The organism is Njordella calcicola (assembly GCF_056494125.1).
In genome coordinates, this window is sequence record NZ_CM151396.1 from 3215958 (window position 1) to 3231854 (window position 15897).

Sequence of the window (15897 nt, forward strand, 5' to 3'; positions counted from 1 at the left end):
GCTTCTCACGCGACGGCGACATCATGACTGCACCTCACGATTTTTCTCGGCTTCTCTCGCTTTTTGCTTGAACGCGTTGGTGTAGTGCAAATCGTTCCAGCGATCGCCGGTGAATTTTTTGTCGCCGGTGAAGTCTTGGGTCTTGCCATCCCAGTCCCAGAACCAGGGGAATTCCTCCATCGGCCTTTCGACTTCCTTACCTCGATCCTTTGTCCACTTGATGGTGTTTGGCTTTACGCGAAGGATGCCAGCGCCTTTCTTGCCGCCTTGGATATCGACAGCCATGAAGGGACGAATGTTGAGGCGGACACCGTCGTTGATGTCTGGCTCCCAGCCGACGGGCTGTTGATGCAACGGCTTCCATCGCACAAAAATGTCATAGGGTGGCTCGCCGGCAAGGATAAGTTCCAACTGTGCCTTCAGATTGCGAGCCGCGATCAGTCGCCCGTCCGCGCCTTCTGCACCACGCTTTGATTCGTCTTGCTGGCGATTGATCCAGTCTCCTAGATAGCTGTGGGTTAGCTTTTCGAGTAGACGACGGCCATTTGAGCCTGCCAGTTTGTGGTAGTTGACGAGCGATGAGAACCCTTCTCGATGACCATCCCAGATGTGCCAAATGAAAGGTGTATGGTTGAATCGCTTGCAGTGCGAATCGAAAAATTTGTCACGCAACCACGATTCAAGTGATTTACCCTTATGACCATCAGCATCGAGCAATCGATTAAACCACGTATTGAAGTCGTTGGGCAACGACGGTTTCCATCCACACCTCAACAGATCCAAAGTCAAAGGATCGTTTTTATCTGCAACTTCGATCTTTTCACTGAAGACTCGCTCCTGCGCGCGTCCATCTTCGAATGCTTGATGCAGCAAGCTCATCAGGCGACTTTCGGCGGGCTGTTCTGATGCAACAGCGGGAATGCAGACGATGCCATCGTCATCCGCCAGGTTGGTTACAACAGTATTGCGATCGATCCATGCGCGAGCGTCAGTAGCCAGTTCTATCTCCGAATTCAACTCGGCTGGCCAGCGATACCCGAGTAGCCGAGCAACGGCAACTTGCAATGCATCTATGCAGTTAGCCGGATGGCCATGGAATATCCATTGTGTCGGATCGTCTGAGTAGGGATTCGGAAGCCCATGAGGATACTTTTCAGCGGCCACTGCTTGCCATCGGGCAAGGTCGAAAGGAACCTGTAACAGGTTTCGCGGGGTAACTTTTAGACTTTGGTCAAGCTTCCGTACTTCGTTACAAAATTCATCGGAATAGCAGTACACCCACAAAGCAGAGACATGGCCAGTCTGGTTAGGAACAATGGCGCATGCATTACAGTCATATATTGCGCCGGTGTACAATGTTGAAGCAAGTGATCGCATCTGGCTCACCACAACACCAGTTTTACCCCAATTGGGTTTTCCCCGAAGCCAGTTCTGAGCTGCGTGATTTAGGTGCTTCACGCTTTGTGCAAGCTCAAACATCTCGCCTGACTCGTGCTGCCAAAAAACAATTTCAGATTTTCCACCAAAATGACAAGGCTCAACTACGGTTGTTTGGTGAAGTTCCCAAGCAGGATTTGGCATTGAGACTTCCCACATGTTTTTCACAAATCTCGGGCCATCACCTGCATAACAACCAGCCAGCGCCGTAGCGTACGCAGATAGCAGCGGTTGGCGTTCAATTTTGTCGAGGGAAATAACGCTGTTCGGGTTGTCAAGCTGCTGCGACTGTTCGATTGAGGCGATTTCGTTCGTGCGCATCGCGTTTAATTTCTCAATTGGTGAGGACACAGCTGCCGCATCAATTCCAGCGCAAAGCCCTTCTTTCGCTTCGTTGTTGCTAAGCAATAGAAGAGCGGTGAACGCACCTGCTGCAGCCGATGAGCTAAAACCGCCTTCACCGAGCCTAACCAAGAAATGCCAAGATTGGTTGGTAAGTAGCTGCTGACGAAGCTTCTTGTAACGGCCTAGGAACAACCACGTTTGCGACGTTACGACGCCAATACAGGCGCTCTTGTTGCCCAATTGAAGGCACCGCTCTACGAAGACCGTCGCAAGATCATACTTTGACAAAGGAAAATTCTTCTCGCAGTATTGCCTTATAGCAGAATGCTGCTTTCCTGTTGCCAAATAGGGAACATTGGTGACGATTAAAGAATATGTATTGCCAAGAATCTCCGCACTCTTGAGTAGCCCGTGTGCAACAACCGCTATTTCTCTTCTTTCATCGGTGCTTTCCGCAGACAAGGCTCGCGTGACGGTTGGAGACAGTTGTTGCCATTCAACTACTTTCGACGCCATGCTCTTTGCGGGATTCAAGAGACTTCCCAACACGGCTGCCTCCCTAAACTCGTCGTACATCCAATCAAGCGCAATCCTCAGTTGATTGTCATCACCAGCTAGATTCTTCCACTCTTCTTTGGTTAAGCTGACACTCAGGCCGCAGCAAGCAACGTTCAAGTCTGGAAGTACTCGGTAGCCACCGGCGCCCGGAAACTTCCAAGCTGTCAGAGCGAGCGCAAATGCGGCTAGTTCGACGCATCGTTGATCAATCTCCAATCCGTGAAGGTTCTCGCTCAAAACGCGATTCACGGCCTCCTGTGCTGACAACCCTTCTAATTCCATGCGCATCGGAACCAGCATCAGAAAAGCAGCAACGAGGAAATGACCGCTACCGCAACACGGATCAAGTGTCTTGAGATCAGCCAGCGACTCGGGCCAAGCGTCAAAAGTACCTGTTGCAGGAGTCCAGGGACCGGTGTTTTCGTCGCCCTCAGCTTCGTTGCCTGATGGCGCACGAACAAATCGCAGGTACTCCAACGGCACGCCCACCAACGCGACTTTATCTCGGAGTTCTTGCTCGCTGGTTGCGGTTCGAAGGTCATCTTCGGTCAGGCGTCGCGCTGCCCACCAAGCACCCAGCGAGTTATCCAACAGAAAGCTGACCATGTACGGCTCTGTAAACAATTGAGTCACGGCCGGCAACTCACGCGCTCCGATCTTCACCTCGGAGTCGTTCACTTCCTTCTTTCGCTTAGTTTGCCAAAACTGATAAACCCATCCCAGTGAATCCGATGCGGCGAATACATCATTAGGGAGTGACTCGAGCAGTTCCTCAAGCTTCTTGCGTTTTTCTGTGGGGAGCGACAAAGCAAGGACCGGACTGTCAACGCGAAAGATCTGTGGGAGCATTCCGGTCGCAAATGACGCAGCCAACTCCCATAGGTCGACATTCTCTTCAGACGCAAACTCCGCAACGTCTTCTAGCGATACCGCCATCCCCGACTTAGGTTCTACTAACAATTCATTGGCGGCGAGAAATCGCGAAAACAACATGCGATGCCAATGCTCATAAGCGCACTCATTGACCAATAGTTCAATTGCTTGATCGCCGTTGTCGCGCCGTTCGTCACCGAGCTGGCGTCCGTGGATACGCAATCTATTGCGCAATTCGGCTTGGGCTTCGCTGAGATGCCCACCACGTTTGCCTTCATGCACGGTCAAAGCTTGCAACGCATCGCGCGCACCAGCTTCAGCAACATCTCGTGCTTCAATTACAACGTCTTCAAGCTTCTTGCGAAGTTTGGAATCAAGTGTTGACATGGCAGCCTGCTGATCTATTCAAGTGGTGGGGATGAAGTGTTAGGAAACGATTACGGGGCCTGCTTTGAGTTTCTCCAGCAGCTCGTTTTCCTTTTCACTCAGCCATTGCTTCACATCTTCTGGTGTTTTTAGTGTGCCGCTCGTCAGTCGAACTTGCTGCAACTTGGGCTCGAGCATTTTGCCTGCTTGAGCTAACGCAGCCGAGAATCGACCAGGAATTGCAGCCGACTTATCTCCCCACGACGACAATGGAGTTGAATCCAGAGTTCGCAATAGCTCGTCATCGGTACCAACCTTGATCGCCGCAATATCGGTGATCCCATTGGAACTGAGAACGCTTGACTGCTGATCTACCGTCAGTTTGGTCCAGACGTCTGACTTGGTCAGCAGCGACATCTGTTCGTCATGCGTGTTCTTCAAAGTTGCATGCGCCGCTGTGATGGAAGCTCGCAGCAGCTCTGCACATTTCTTGACGAGTCCCGACACGTGGTCCGAAGTGTCGAGCAATAGACGATTGGTGCGAACTCCATCGGCTGAAGATCGGATATCCTCCACGCCAGGCAGATCGGCTGCATGACGAAGCATGCGATCAAGTGTCTTCCAATTCGGAAGACGCTTCTCAGCAAGTTCGCCAAGTTCTCGCCACTGCTTCGCGAGTGTCTTAAGCCCGGATTCCTGCTCTAGTAACTTGCCTAGCCGCTCATTCCCCGCATGGTTGCGAATGTCGAGAAGGGCTTGAGTATCAGGCGGTGGAGGCAGTGGTGCATCCCCGCCGGCCCGCGATGCGAGGCCAAGCATTGCTTCGATGAACTCGCTTGATTTCTCATCTAGATCGTCACTCTGCTTGGCGTTAACTCCGGCCTCTTGAAACAGTCCACGCAGTGACAATTTCTCGCGAGCGGTTATGACCCGTGTGACTTGACGGAATTCCGCTTTCTTGATTTTGGTTTGATCGAGGTTGCCGGCCGAAACAGCTTCTCCAGAGTATCGAACAGAGACGTCGCCTGCGTTATGCAGTGCCATCAGTGCGCCATCGACCGCGTCCTGGGGCCAACCGTAGGGTGGCGAACCAAACTTCTTGTGAAGATCGCGCCCTTCGGCACCAGAGCCAATTGCCTTTAGAATCGCTTTGCAGACGGGGTGTGCTTTGGCTTCGTCGGTCCATTTGATCGCTTGAAGCGGTGTGTCGTCTTTCGCTTTCGCTCGCGTGATGACGACCGGCCAATTCTTGTGATCAGCGTCTTTGAAATCTGGGAACATTCGGACGAGGGCTGCGTTTCCTGCGTCGACGATTTTATGTTCTATCGTGATGCCGTTGACTTCGGCTCCGCCACCCTTAAAGACCTTCGCGGCATCGATGATTTCGGCAAGCAGTTCGTTGCGATGACTCGCCGCATCCGACATACGGGTCTCCATTGCCTTCTTGGCTTCTTCACCTTCGGGCGTGCTGGGGAGACCCTTGAATTGAATCGTTCCTGCGGCCGCTTCGTTCCGAACGATCTGTGACTTCAGTCCATCGGCATTTCCTTTGGGTAGGAAAACGAAAACGATAGGACTGTCGGTGCCCGCAGCCCTTGCCGCTTCGACAACGCTCTTCTCTGAGGTGTTGTATCCGTCGCGAATCCAGACCGGGACCGTATCGTCGTCGACTTTGGGGGCATCCTCACCGAAGAAGATTTCCAAGCGTCGCTTCTCTTTGCGTTCCCCATCATGGACCAGTTGAACGTTCTTGAGTTCCTTTTCAGCGGTCGCTCGAATCAACGCTTCTCGCTTGGCGTGGAGCTCAGCATTCTTTTCATTGAAGCGCGCGACACGGTTACGATACTCGCGATCCCAGTCGGAGTACTCTTTGGTTTGAAGGTTGAATTCCGTTTCATCCTTGAGCAACACACCATCTTCGACTAGTTGTTCAAGTAACAGTGGCACTTGCTTGCGCAGGTCGGAGCCATCGTTCCTCAGGTCGCTAACCAGTAGGTCGGCTAACATTTCAGGTGTCGCACGAATACCGATATCGAAGCCCGATTCGCGAGGGATCTTGCGAACCAGGAAGATCAGCCCGCAGATACGTCGCTTGAGCTTGCCCTCGGGTGTGTTGTCATCAAGCTTGCGGATCGTTTCATCCAGCTCACGCAGCAAAACGCCTTGCTGAACTAGATTGGGTTGTAGCTGCTCGAACATGAAGTCCGCGGGCACAACAGTACCGAGTGGAAGTTCTGCCAACTCCTGCAGTGCGTCGTGAATGATGCGCAATTGCGATCGCAACATGCCACTCGTGCCCGTCGGATCGACCGCACGGAACACGTACTCCCAAAAGCGACGTCGCGTCGGTAGTAACGGATAGTCTTCAACGATGATGTTGCGATCATTGCTGGTGCTGGCGATACGAGTTCCCGAGAGCTGTCGTTCGATTTCGCCGGCGTGTAGGTCCAGGCATTTGCGAATATCTGGAACATGCTTGGGCTCCTTTTGGAGGAGCACGCGCCGCGTGACCGTTTCGACGTCCGTATCCGAAAGTTCAACGGGGATCGTGAAGCGGTCCTTCAGCCATTGGAAGTGCGGAGCCTGAGCACTAAGTGCGTTCTGACCGGCACCAATAACAACGATGCGACAGTCGAGTTGCTTGCTGAGTGCTTCGGCCACTTCCACAACATCGCGGGCACGATCTTGTTCTTCCCCGATGTAGACTTGCACTTCGTCCAGCACGATGACCGTGCATGGCAACTGGCCATTCACGGAGATGACTTCTCGAATGGTTTCGATGAATTCCTTGGTTGAGACGTCATTTGGTTGCACAAACTCGGTCTTGATCGTGGCTCGCGCAGACTTGCGATCGCCAAAGCCAGAATCGACCTCTACCAGCGCGTCGTGCAATATCGGACTGACGTAAAGGTCATTCAGCTCGCGAAAGAAGTCCTTGCCTTTCGATTCCACCGCCGCTTTGACTTTGTCATAGAAGCCATTGTTCTTGAGGTAGAGACAGAACTTGGCCTGTGCGAACTTCTCAGGCAGACCTTTGGATCGAAAGATCATGCCCAGCACGGTCAAACGAACGCTTTCGTTGGCACCTGAGGGGAGCGTACCCGAGGCGGAATGAAGGCCACCGTAGCGCCGGCCAAGCGTATCCAGCTCTTTCAAATTGGCGACCAATGCATCTGGCAAGTCGCGTGGCAATGATCGGGCACGCGAGCCATCAGGAAACTCCGAGTCGACCCACAGGTGACAGAGCATCTTGAGCAGGTGCGATTTACCACTGCCGAAGAAACCGCTAACCCATGCCGCCGGTTGGCTGGTACCGCCGAAGTGACGAATGTAGGATTCGAGAATGCGAATCGCACCGTCTTCGTATTGGCCTTCGCAGACGAAGTTCGTTAGCTCTTCTTTGAGCGTGAGAAGCTCCTGTTCGGTCTGGCCATCATTGATCCGAGCCTGGCCATTGTTCATCAGGGCCGATGAGGCTGGGTCTCGCAAAAACAGTTCACGGTTCTTCATTGATTATTCTCCAGACCGATGCGTGATCGGTGTTGCCAAGTAGTTCCAGCCAGATCGTGCGCCGAGCAAGCTGTACGTGCCTTGCTCAAAATGACCTGGGAAAAAGAAGACCAAGCGTCCACGGATATCGCCGGCCACTTTGTCGATTAATTCAGAGATGTGCAGGAAGCCATAGAGCGACGCCCCACCAACCACCGCCACCACCGATTGCTCGGTCGCATCGCTATTGGTCAACACGCCACGTAGGTGCTGCGAGACGAAGCCCATAAATGCGGTGTCAAGCTTGAGCTTGAGGTCCGACGGATCTTCAAAGTAGCTCTCGCGATACTCTTCACTGGCCATCCACTTGGGAAACATGTCGGTTAAGTCGACGAGTTGCCAATCATGACCAGCGTTGCGAGTGCGAACTTCGAAGTCGCCGATTTTTGCTCGCATCCGACGCTCATCTTCCTGTGGATACACAACGAAGATCGAACGCTGCGCGCCGGCTAGATTTCGCTGCCATGGGGCACTGATATGTTTTTCATAGTTATTAGCTAGATCGTCTAACCTACTCATTCATGTGCCTCCAATCGCGTTCGCCGATCAATGGAGCAAAGCCGATATCGAAGGCGTTGCTGTTTTCGCGCAGCTCAATTAAACCAAGTTTGCGAGCTTCGATGGCTCTTGCTCTAGCCGTGTCCTCGTCGGCGTCGATGAGCCGAACGAAATCGCTTGATAAAAGCCGCTTGCCCCGCACGCCGGCCGCATAGGCAAGTAACAATGCAAAAGTCATTGAAGTGGGCGTTGGTTTAACCAGTTGTCGCACCTTACGGACGCGGCCAACTAAGTGTCCACTCTGGGTAAAGCTCGAGCCTGCATTTCGCACAACTTTATCAATTGTGGAGTCGGCCATTGTGTCGTCGCAGAATTCTTTAATGGCCCGCGTGAGCTGTGTACGGCTAACTTCTGAGTCGACCGGAGTGCCGAGGATTACCGGGGCCGCGGCACGAAGCGTTGGGTCACGACCGTAGGCGGAGAGTATTGCGATGAGCGGCTGTGAGCTCTCGTCGAGATTCCAGAGCTTGCGAAGAGCACGGAATAGAGGGACCGATTGGTCCAGGCTGTAGAGTTCACGCAGAAATCGAAGGCTGGCTTTTCGCGTTGCCTGGGTCGGCTTGGTCAGAATGTTGTCGTCGACAATCGCATGTTCGTAGTCGGCCAGAGATTGAATCGAATCTGGCTGATCGAAATGCGCAAGCAGCCCCCCGAGCTCATCGCTCATCATGGTTCGGCTAGTGTGGGGACCGCTCACCCCGTCTTTTAGGCCGAAAAACTCTGAAATCTCATTCATATCCCGCGTCGCTTCTGATCTGGATCGCCAAGAAAGCTTCAATACGCGGCAATTGTAGCAGGTTTCGATCGGCTGTCCAGATTGCCGGCAAACTTGCCGGCAAACACGAAAAGATTATTTGACCGGCTGCGGGTACCTGCATATGTTTACGACAATCATGCTCCCGCCGACGTTCGGGGGGCTCGCTGATTTTGCTGGCAATGGTAGCTAGGAGGCAGAGGTGATCGAACCACTTAGAAAACTGAAAGACGGAAAACCGTGCAAACGACCGCCAAAAATCGAAGCAAAACTGCTTGAGCTTGACGGGCTGTCGAACGCGGAACTGATTCGCAGGAGCGAGATCGTTTCGACCACCGACCCTGGCTTTATCCCAGCGGAATGCTTGGTCTACCTGGTACGCAGCTGCAGAGGGTGTGACCCAAGCGACTCGACGTTCGAGCAGCTGTACACCGCCCTTTTCAAGCGAGTCCTCGCGCAACTACCTCGAGAACCGGAACAAGACGGTCGTGGAGAGGCTGGCCTCGAGTCTGAAGTGAGATCAATTGCAGCGAGCAAGTTCGCAGAATTGATGGCCAATGATCGCAAGACGGGCTACGACGATCGTCTCGACGTCTATGAGTATCGTTTTGCGATGGCTGTAGCCAAGCTGCGAGTTAGTGCTTACCGACAGGCTTGCAGCAAGAAGAATCGAGCGGCGCAAATTGCCTCCTTCGAAGATGACGTTGAACTTTCTGATCGTGAGCTCGAACAGCTTAGTTTTGGCGATTTGGCCGAATTTGAAAAATTCGGCGACAAAGACTACCGGATGGTGCTCAACGCCGCGATTAATCGTTTGCCTGATAAATACCGAACGGTTTTGGAATTACACCGGCGGGGAGTCCCCATCGAATCCACAAATGAGAATGCTATCTCAATCTCGAAAGCAGTCGGCAGAAACCCCAAGACTACTGGAGGCTATCTAAAGAAGGCTATTGCGGACGTAATTGAGATGACGAAGGAGTGCACCCATGAGCAATGAAGATAAGAAAAAGGACGTCGAGTCTGTCCTTGAGTCGTTTCTTTTAGAAGACGAAGTCGACGCAGCAACATTCCAGAAGTATTTGCAACAGTATCCTGAGTTCGCGACTGAGTTGACGGACTTAGCAAGGGAAATCGCGTGCATATCCGACTATCCAAACTACGCCGCCAGCGAAGGTGACGATGCGCTGATCGCGAAAGCCTGGAGGATGCATGCCGACACAGCACCGCCCGCCAAGGTCGATCCGCTCGCACTTCTTCAGCCAAAGGATCTGAATAAGCTTGCATCCGCGCTCCAACTGCCTCGGCAAGTTCTCGCGGCACTTCGTGAGCGACGTGTGATCGTCGCTTCCATGTCTGCGAAGTTCTTAGATACACTTGCCAAGGAACTCGCTTGTTCGGTCAGCGCTCTTATCGAGATTCTATCTTCGCCCACCGCTGCCGAGCCTGCTGGAAGCCACAAGTCCGATGTAAAGCCTCAAGCGGCGGAGAAGGTAGACTTCGCCCGCGTTCTGCAGGACGCAGGTGTTGATCCAAGTAGAGTGGCTGATCTCGTCGCGTCTGGTGGTGACCATGGACGCAATTGAGAACGCCAGGCGGATTGCTGCACAGTTGCATGCTGAGCGAGTAACTGAGGGCGGCGATCCGACTAAGCCCTATGACTTTATCAAATTAGAGATTGAGAGTCGCGAACTTTACTTAGAAGGCACAAAGCAAGGCGCTGTCTTGCTTGACGGTGGCCGCGCGAAGTACATACCGAATGAAGCACTGGTTCTGCATGAACGGTGCGAGTCGGAGTTCGAGAATGCTTTCCTTGCCGCGCATGAGCTAGGTCACGTTGTTTTGGGCGACGGTGTTGATTCTGAGCAATCTCCCGCCATTGAGATGGATAGAAGCGCCGAGCCACCACCACATGCTGAGTACCGCGTGGTGGACTATGGACGGCTGCAACGGCGCGAGATCCAGATGGATTTGTTTGCTCGTGAGTTCCTGCTTCCTAGGCAATACGTTAGGAACATGCATGTTGATCATGGACTTAGCGCATCAGAGATTGCTAGACGTCATGGAGCCCCGTTCGAAGTTGTAGCCCAACAATTGCTCGACGCCGTTCTGTTGCCACCGTGTGTGGATGTTGGCGAAGTCCTTAAGCCAGAGCGTCCACTGAATCCACAACAAGAGCAAGCTGCGTTACATCGCGGCAACGCTTTGTTGGTTGAGGCTGGTCCAGGAACTGGTAAGACTCAGACCCTCACTTCACGAGTGGAGTCGTTACTGGACGAGGGCATCGATCCTCGCAAAATCCTTCTGCTGACATTCTCGAACAAAGCAGCGGCGGAAATGGCTGACCGCATCGCCAAGAAAAATCCGGAAGGGGCGGCTGCGATGTGGATAGGTACCTTTCATTCATTTGGGCTCGACATAGTTCGCCGCTTTCGACAGGAGCTGGGGTTCGAAAAGGACCCTAGATTGCTGGATCGAACGGAAGCCGTTGAGCTTCTTGAGGAAGAGTTCCCTCGATTTGGGCTAAAGCACTATCGAAACATCTACGATCCCGTTCAGCTAATCGACAGTATCTTGGATGCTATCTCGCGAGCAAAGGATGAGGTAGTTGACGCTGCCAACTATCGACAGCTTGCCATCGAGATGCATGAAAACGCGAAGTCACAGAATAATCTCGAAAAGATTGAAGCTGCAGAAAAGTGTTTAGAGATAGCTGAAGTCTACGACGCATACGAACGGATCAAAGAATCGAAGCAACTGATCGACTTTGGCGACTTGGTACTTCGACCAGTTAAGCTGCTCGAGTCACAGGAAGCAATTCGAGACAAAATCGCGAGCACCTATCAGCACGTATTGGTGGATGAATATCAGGACGTTAACCGGAGCAGCGTCCGACTGCTCAAATGCCTGTCGCCGTCTGGTGAGGATCTTTGGGTAGTCGGGGATTCCAAACAGTCGATTTATCGATTTCGCGGCGCGTCCAGTTTCAACATGAAGCGATTCGGTTCCGACGACTTTCCTGGTGGTCAGCGACTAACATTGACCGTTAACTACCGGAGCGTGCCAGAAATTACGGACGTATTCTCGAAGTTCGCAGCTCGTATGCCACAGAGCATAAGCGGGGCAACGGGATCGATTGAGCCGAGCCGGGAGCCGATCGGAGCGAATGCCGAGTTACGGACGGTCGACCGCGCCGCTGACGAGGCCCCCGCGATCGCAGAAGCCATAGAGGAACTGCGATCGAACGGCTACGCATATCGAGACCAAGCGGTTCTTTGTACCGGCAACGGCAAACTGGCTAAGTTCGCCGCCGACCTCGAAGCGCTCGGCATACCTGTACTCTTTCTTGGAAATCTCTTCGAACGAAGGGAAGTGAGAGATTTACTCGCCTTTCTGTCGCTCTTAGTCGACCGGCGTGCCACTGGTCTGCTCAGGATCGGCCGCTTGGATGACTTTCGATTACCGCTAAGCGATGTTGCTGCCACCATTGAAGGATTGCGTACAGAGTCACCACAAGATTCACACTGGCATTCCCGAATCGATTCGCTCGAAACCGTGGCCGTAACAGGCAAGGTGACGCTACGACATATTGCGAGCACAATTCAAGGTTTTGATAATACATCGTCGCCATGGATCGTGCTTGCGACAGTGCTTTTCGACCGCACTCGCCTCGGCGTGGAATTTGCGAAAGCGTCAGCAGTGAAGGATCGAACTGCTGCGATTGCAGTTTGGCAGCTAATGAATTTTTTGAAGCACCAGCCAGCCGGAAAAGGCCTTCCGATACCTCGAGTGCTCGATCGAATCCGAAGACTTGTTCGTCTTGGCGATGACAAGGAACTTCGAAAGCTTCCCGAAGTCGCTTCTGGGCTTGACGGGATACGGTTGTTGACGGTCCACGGGTCAAAGGGCCTGGAATTTCCAGTTATCCATTTTCCCGGACTTAATAACACATCACTTCCCAAGAGCTTTCGACGACCAGACTGTCCAGTTCCAGACGGGATGATCGAGGGCGCAGCGGGTGACCCAATTTTGCACGAGCGTAACAGCCATTATGAAGAGCAGAAGTGCTTGTTTTTCGTGGCGCTTTCGCGCGCTAGAGACCGGCTAATTGGTTACGCACCAACTTTAATGGCAGGTAATCGCCGATGGTCACTTACGCCCTTTGTAGCCGACTTGGGAAATGCGATAGTCAAGCGGCATGTAAGACCCACGCCCAAGAGCGACGCTGCAGTAGATGATTTGCTAATCGATTTCGCAATTGAAGGCCCTTGCAATTTTTCGGCTGACCAGATTGGACTATATGAATCCTGTCGACGACGCTTCTTTTACACCCACATATTGCAGATTGGCGGTCGCAGGAAGACAACGCCATTCATGTTAATGCATGAAGCGGTAAGGGTCTTGTGCGAAGAGTTCGTAACCAAGAACGTCAGTAAGATCTCCGACGACGAACTACGGGAGAAAATTGAATCACAATTCCAAAGCGTCGGATTAAACGAGCATGGTTACACATCAAATTTCCGCGCTCATGCGATCCGACTTTTGAAGTACTTCTTGTCAACACGTGACATCGGGGACCCAGTTAAGCCCACAACCGTCGCAATCACGATTAACGGCGATCAACTAACTTTTGAACCGGACGATTGTTTTTTGGTGAGCGATAGCGGTGGGCATCGTTTTCGCGCTGTAAAGACTGGCGGATACAAGCCAAAGGTGGACGATCTTGCAGCTGCTGCGTTGCTACTTGCTGCAAACGAGCATGTCGCGGCCAGCGAAGTCGAGTTTGTACATCTATCGGATCAGGACATTACGCCGATCACGATCACCCACGATAAGCTGAAAACGAAAACCGAGTTGCTGGGGCAGGTGCTAAGTTCGATTCGATCTGGCAGCTTCGAGGCAAAGTCTGACGAGCGAGTATGTCCATCATGTCCCGCGTATTTCGTTTGTGGGGAAGTGCCCAGCGGACCTCTTAGAAAAACTTTCTGAAAACATTACCGGATCGGAAAAGTCACTGCGATTGTCCTTGTAGAGCGAAGACTTCCTGAGCTCAAAGATCTGCAAGGAGTAATTCACGATGTCAAAATCAGACAACCCACATTGGGATTTTAGCCTGGCCTGCGATGGGCTCGACTTCAATCAGTTCGCAGTTGATGACCCCGTTCCAACGGGTACCCAAATACTCGAAGCCGCAAACGCTCACGAAGCAACCAGCCTGTTTGCGATCCTGCCCAACGGCGATTTCGAAGACGTTCGACTGAAAGAGACGTTCGATCTACGTGGTCGCGGAGTAGAGACATTTGTTTGTTTCACAACCGGCGTGGTTTATCCGTTCAAGATTAACCAAAGTCAGTTGAGCTGGGGACTTCCGACCATCAAGGGATCGCAACTTTACGAACTGTCACGAGTCGATGACGCTAACGCCGTTTTCTTGGATGTTCCCGGAGGTACGGATCTGTTGGTCGATCCGGCGGAAACGATCGATCTCACGCAAGCCGGTGTCGAACGCTTCATCACGGCACCGCGTCTGATTGAAATTTTTATCAACAGCCGATCGCACTTCATCGCCGAATCGCTGATTTCGCACGAGCAACTAGTTCAGCTTGCGTTTCCAGGAAGCGTTGATCCGAACGTGATCTATTCCATCACTTACAGCTTTGCTGCGTCTAAGCCGTACAGCGGTGATCTTAACGCCGGCCACTCTGTCCTCGTCAAAAAAGGAACGCGATTCAATGTCACGCCAACTGTTCAGTCTTAATGACGACCTCAAACGGCTACGCTCGGAAGGCTACTCGGTACACCGATACGGCGGATACTTAGTGATGGCCGACGTGCCGTATGTAAATGCTGAGGGGCAGATATGTCGTGGAGCATTCGCCAGTGCGTTGCGGCTCAGCGACGATCGAACGCTCAAGCCTGACGATCACACGATTCTATTCGTGGGAGAGCCTCCATACGCGTCCGAGGGCCAGCCGATCCCGATCCATTCTGTGGTCAATGAACGTATCGCAGAGGGTATGGTCGCAAGCATCAAGTTTTCGCGAAAGCCACCTGACGGATATCGCGACTATCACCATCAATTGACGGTGTATGCGGCGATCTTTTCGGGACCGGCCGAAGCCATCGATCCGGAAGTCAATCCTCGCGTCTTCCGATCTCCTGAGGCTGAAGAAGACACCATCTTCAACTATGTTGACACGGCAACCAGCCGTGCGGGAATCGGCGAGTTGGTGGATCGCTTGCTTGAAGAACGTATCGCCATAATTGGGCTTGGTGGCACGGGTTCGTATGTACTCGATCTTGTATCGAAAACTCCCGTCGAGCAGATTCGTCTGTTTGATCGTGACTTGATGGAAACCCACAACGCATTTCGATCACCAGGGGCAATCTCGATCGATTGTTTGCGGGAGCTGCCTACGAAGGTTGAGTACTTGCGACGTATTTACTCCAACATGCACCGTGCGATTATCGCGCATCCGGTCGAACTAAATGCTGCGAATGTTCAATTGCTGGACGGAGTCACGTTCGCATTCATCTGCATCGACAATGGCCCAGCCAAGAGGGTGATCATTGAGAAGCTAGAGCAGATCGGAGCGTCGTTTATCGATTGTGGAATGGGTATCAACCTGGTTGACGGCAAGCTAACTGGCATCGTCCGCACGACGACTAGCACGCCTGATCGTCGTGAACATACCGGACAGGGACGCATTTCTTTTGCCGGCGGAGGCGCAGATGACGTTTACTCGTCCAACATCCAGATCGCTGAGTTAAATGCGCTGAATGCCGTTTCGGCCGTAGTCAAATGGAAAAAGCACCGTGGGATTTACCATGATGCGATCGGTGAGATGCACTCCCTTTTCACAATTGAAGTGAACGAAATCGTCAACGCCAACACTGACTTAGTTGAGGTTGAAGAATGAGGTTCCATCAAATTGAACATCGCTTTGTGAACACCATTCCGTCAGCCATCGAACCCGGCGTTTTGTACGTCTCGATGGAATTTGCAACAGCGATCCATCTTTGCTGCTGTGGCTGCGGGCGCGAGGTTGTAACACCGTTCACGCCCACTGACTGGAAACTAACGTTTGACGGTGTCTCGATTAGCCTTTGGCCGTCGATCGGCAATTGGAACTTCCCATGTAGGTCGCACTACATAGTCAAAGCTAACCGCATCATCGAAGCGGCTCCGTGGTCACAAACGATGGTGGAAACGGAACGCGACCGAGATAAACGCACTAAGGCAGCATACTTCGCTGGCCAACAACAGGATGTTCAGCCCACCGAACAGCCCAAGCTAGTGGACGATATAGCAGCGCGCCCAGCAACCGGTGGCATAACGGGCCTTTGGAATTGGATTATCGGGAAAAACTAAGCGTGATAACCGCGGTTGCTTCAGCTGTGCGGCAATCGCCAATCGTAAGACAGGCAAATTAAAACGTTAACATTCGAATGAATCG

General features: G+C 52.6%; 10 protein-coding genes. 6 read left to right on the forward strand and 4 right to left on the reverse strand.

The window, feature by feature from the left end; translation table 11 throughout:
- Positions 1-21: 21 nt before the first annotated feature.
- From SH302x_RS12250 to SH302x_RS12265, 4 genes are read right to left on the reverse strand one after another with little or no spacing between them, the layout of a single operon-like run.
- The gene (locus SH302x_RS12250; RefSeq protein WP_479368972.1) at positions 22-3600 is read right to left on the reverse strand and encodes an Eco57I restriction-modification methylase domain-containing protein; all 3579 of its coding nucleotides are present in this window, start codon (positions 3598-3600) and stop codon (positions 22-24) included.
- A 39-nt stretch (positions 3601-3639) separates the two neighbouring features.
- Entirely contained in the window at positions 3640-7089 is a 3450-nt protein-coding gene (gene brxC, locus SH302x_RS12255) for a BREX system P-loop protein BrxC (protein ID WP_479368973.1), read from the reverse strand.
- Between the two features lie 3 nt (positions 7090-7092).
- Entirely contained in the window at positions 7093-7647 is a 555-nt protein-coding gene (locus tag SH302x_RS12260; protein ID WP_479368974.1) for a hypothetical protein, read from the reverse strand.
- Positions 7640-8422, reverse strand: coding sequence for a hypothetical protein (locus SH302x_RS12265; RefSeq protein WP_479368975.1), 783 nt, complete (start codon positions 8420-8422; stop codon positions 7640-7642). Before SH302x_RS12265 ends, SH302x_RS12260 begins: the two co-directional genes overlap by 8 nt.
- Positions 8423-8954: 532 nt before the next feature.
- Between SH302x_RS12265 and SH302x_RS12270 the strand changes: the two genes are divergently transcribed.
- The 6 genes from SH302x_RS12270 to SH302x_RS12295 all read left to right on the forward strand — a co-directional run bounded on the left by SH302x_RS12270 (position 8955) and on the right by SH302x_RS12295 (position 15812).
- Positions 8955-9440 carry an RNA polymerase sigma factor gene (locus SH302x_RS12270; RefSeq protein ID WP_479368976.1) on the forward strand — a complete coding sequence of 162 codons (486 nt, stop codon included), beginning with the start codon at positions 8955-8957 and terminating at the stop codon, positions 9438-9440.
- Complete coding sequence (locus SH302x_RS12275) at positions 9430-10026, forward strand: hypothetical protein (protein ID WP_479368977.1); 597 nt, start codon at positions 9430-9432, stop codon at positions 10024-10026. Before SH302x_RS12270 ends, SH302x_RS12275 begins: the two co-directional genes overlap by 11 nt.
- Positions 9965-13429, forward strand: coding sequence for a UvrD-helicase domain-containing protein (locus SH302x_RS12280; protein WP_479368978.1), 3465 nt, complete (start codon positions 9965-9967; stop codon positions 13427-13429). The genes SH302x_RS12275 and SH302x_RS12280 overlap by 62 nt, the downstream gene beginning before the upstream one ends.
- An 88-nt stretch (positions 13430-13517) precedes the next feature.
- On the forward strand, positions 13518-14198 hold the full coding sequence (locus SH302x_RS12285) for a multiubiquitin domain-containing protein (protein WP_479368979.1): 681 nt from the start codon (positions 13518-13520) through the stop codon (positions 14196-14198).
- Positions 14173-15360, forward strand: a complete 1188-nt coding sequence (locus SH302x_RS12290) for a ThiF family adenylyltransferase (protein ID WP_479368980.1) — start codon at positions 14173-14175, stop codon at positions 15358-15360. Before SH302x_RS12285 ends, SH302x_RS12290 begins: the two co-directional genes overlap by 26 nt.
- Positions 15357-15812 (forward strand): ubiquitination-like system serine protease family protein, encoded by a 456-nt coding sequence (locus SH302x_RS12295; RefSeq protein WP_479368981.1) that lies wholly within the window; start codon positions 15357-15359, stop codon positions 15810-15812. Before SH302x_RS12290 ends, SH302x_RS12295 begins: the two co-directional genes overlap by 4 nt.
- The last annotated feature ends 85 nt before the right edge of the window (positions 15813-15897 follow it).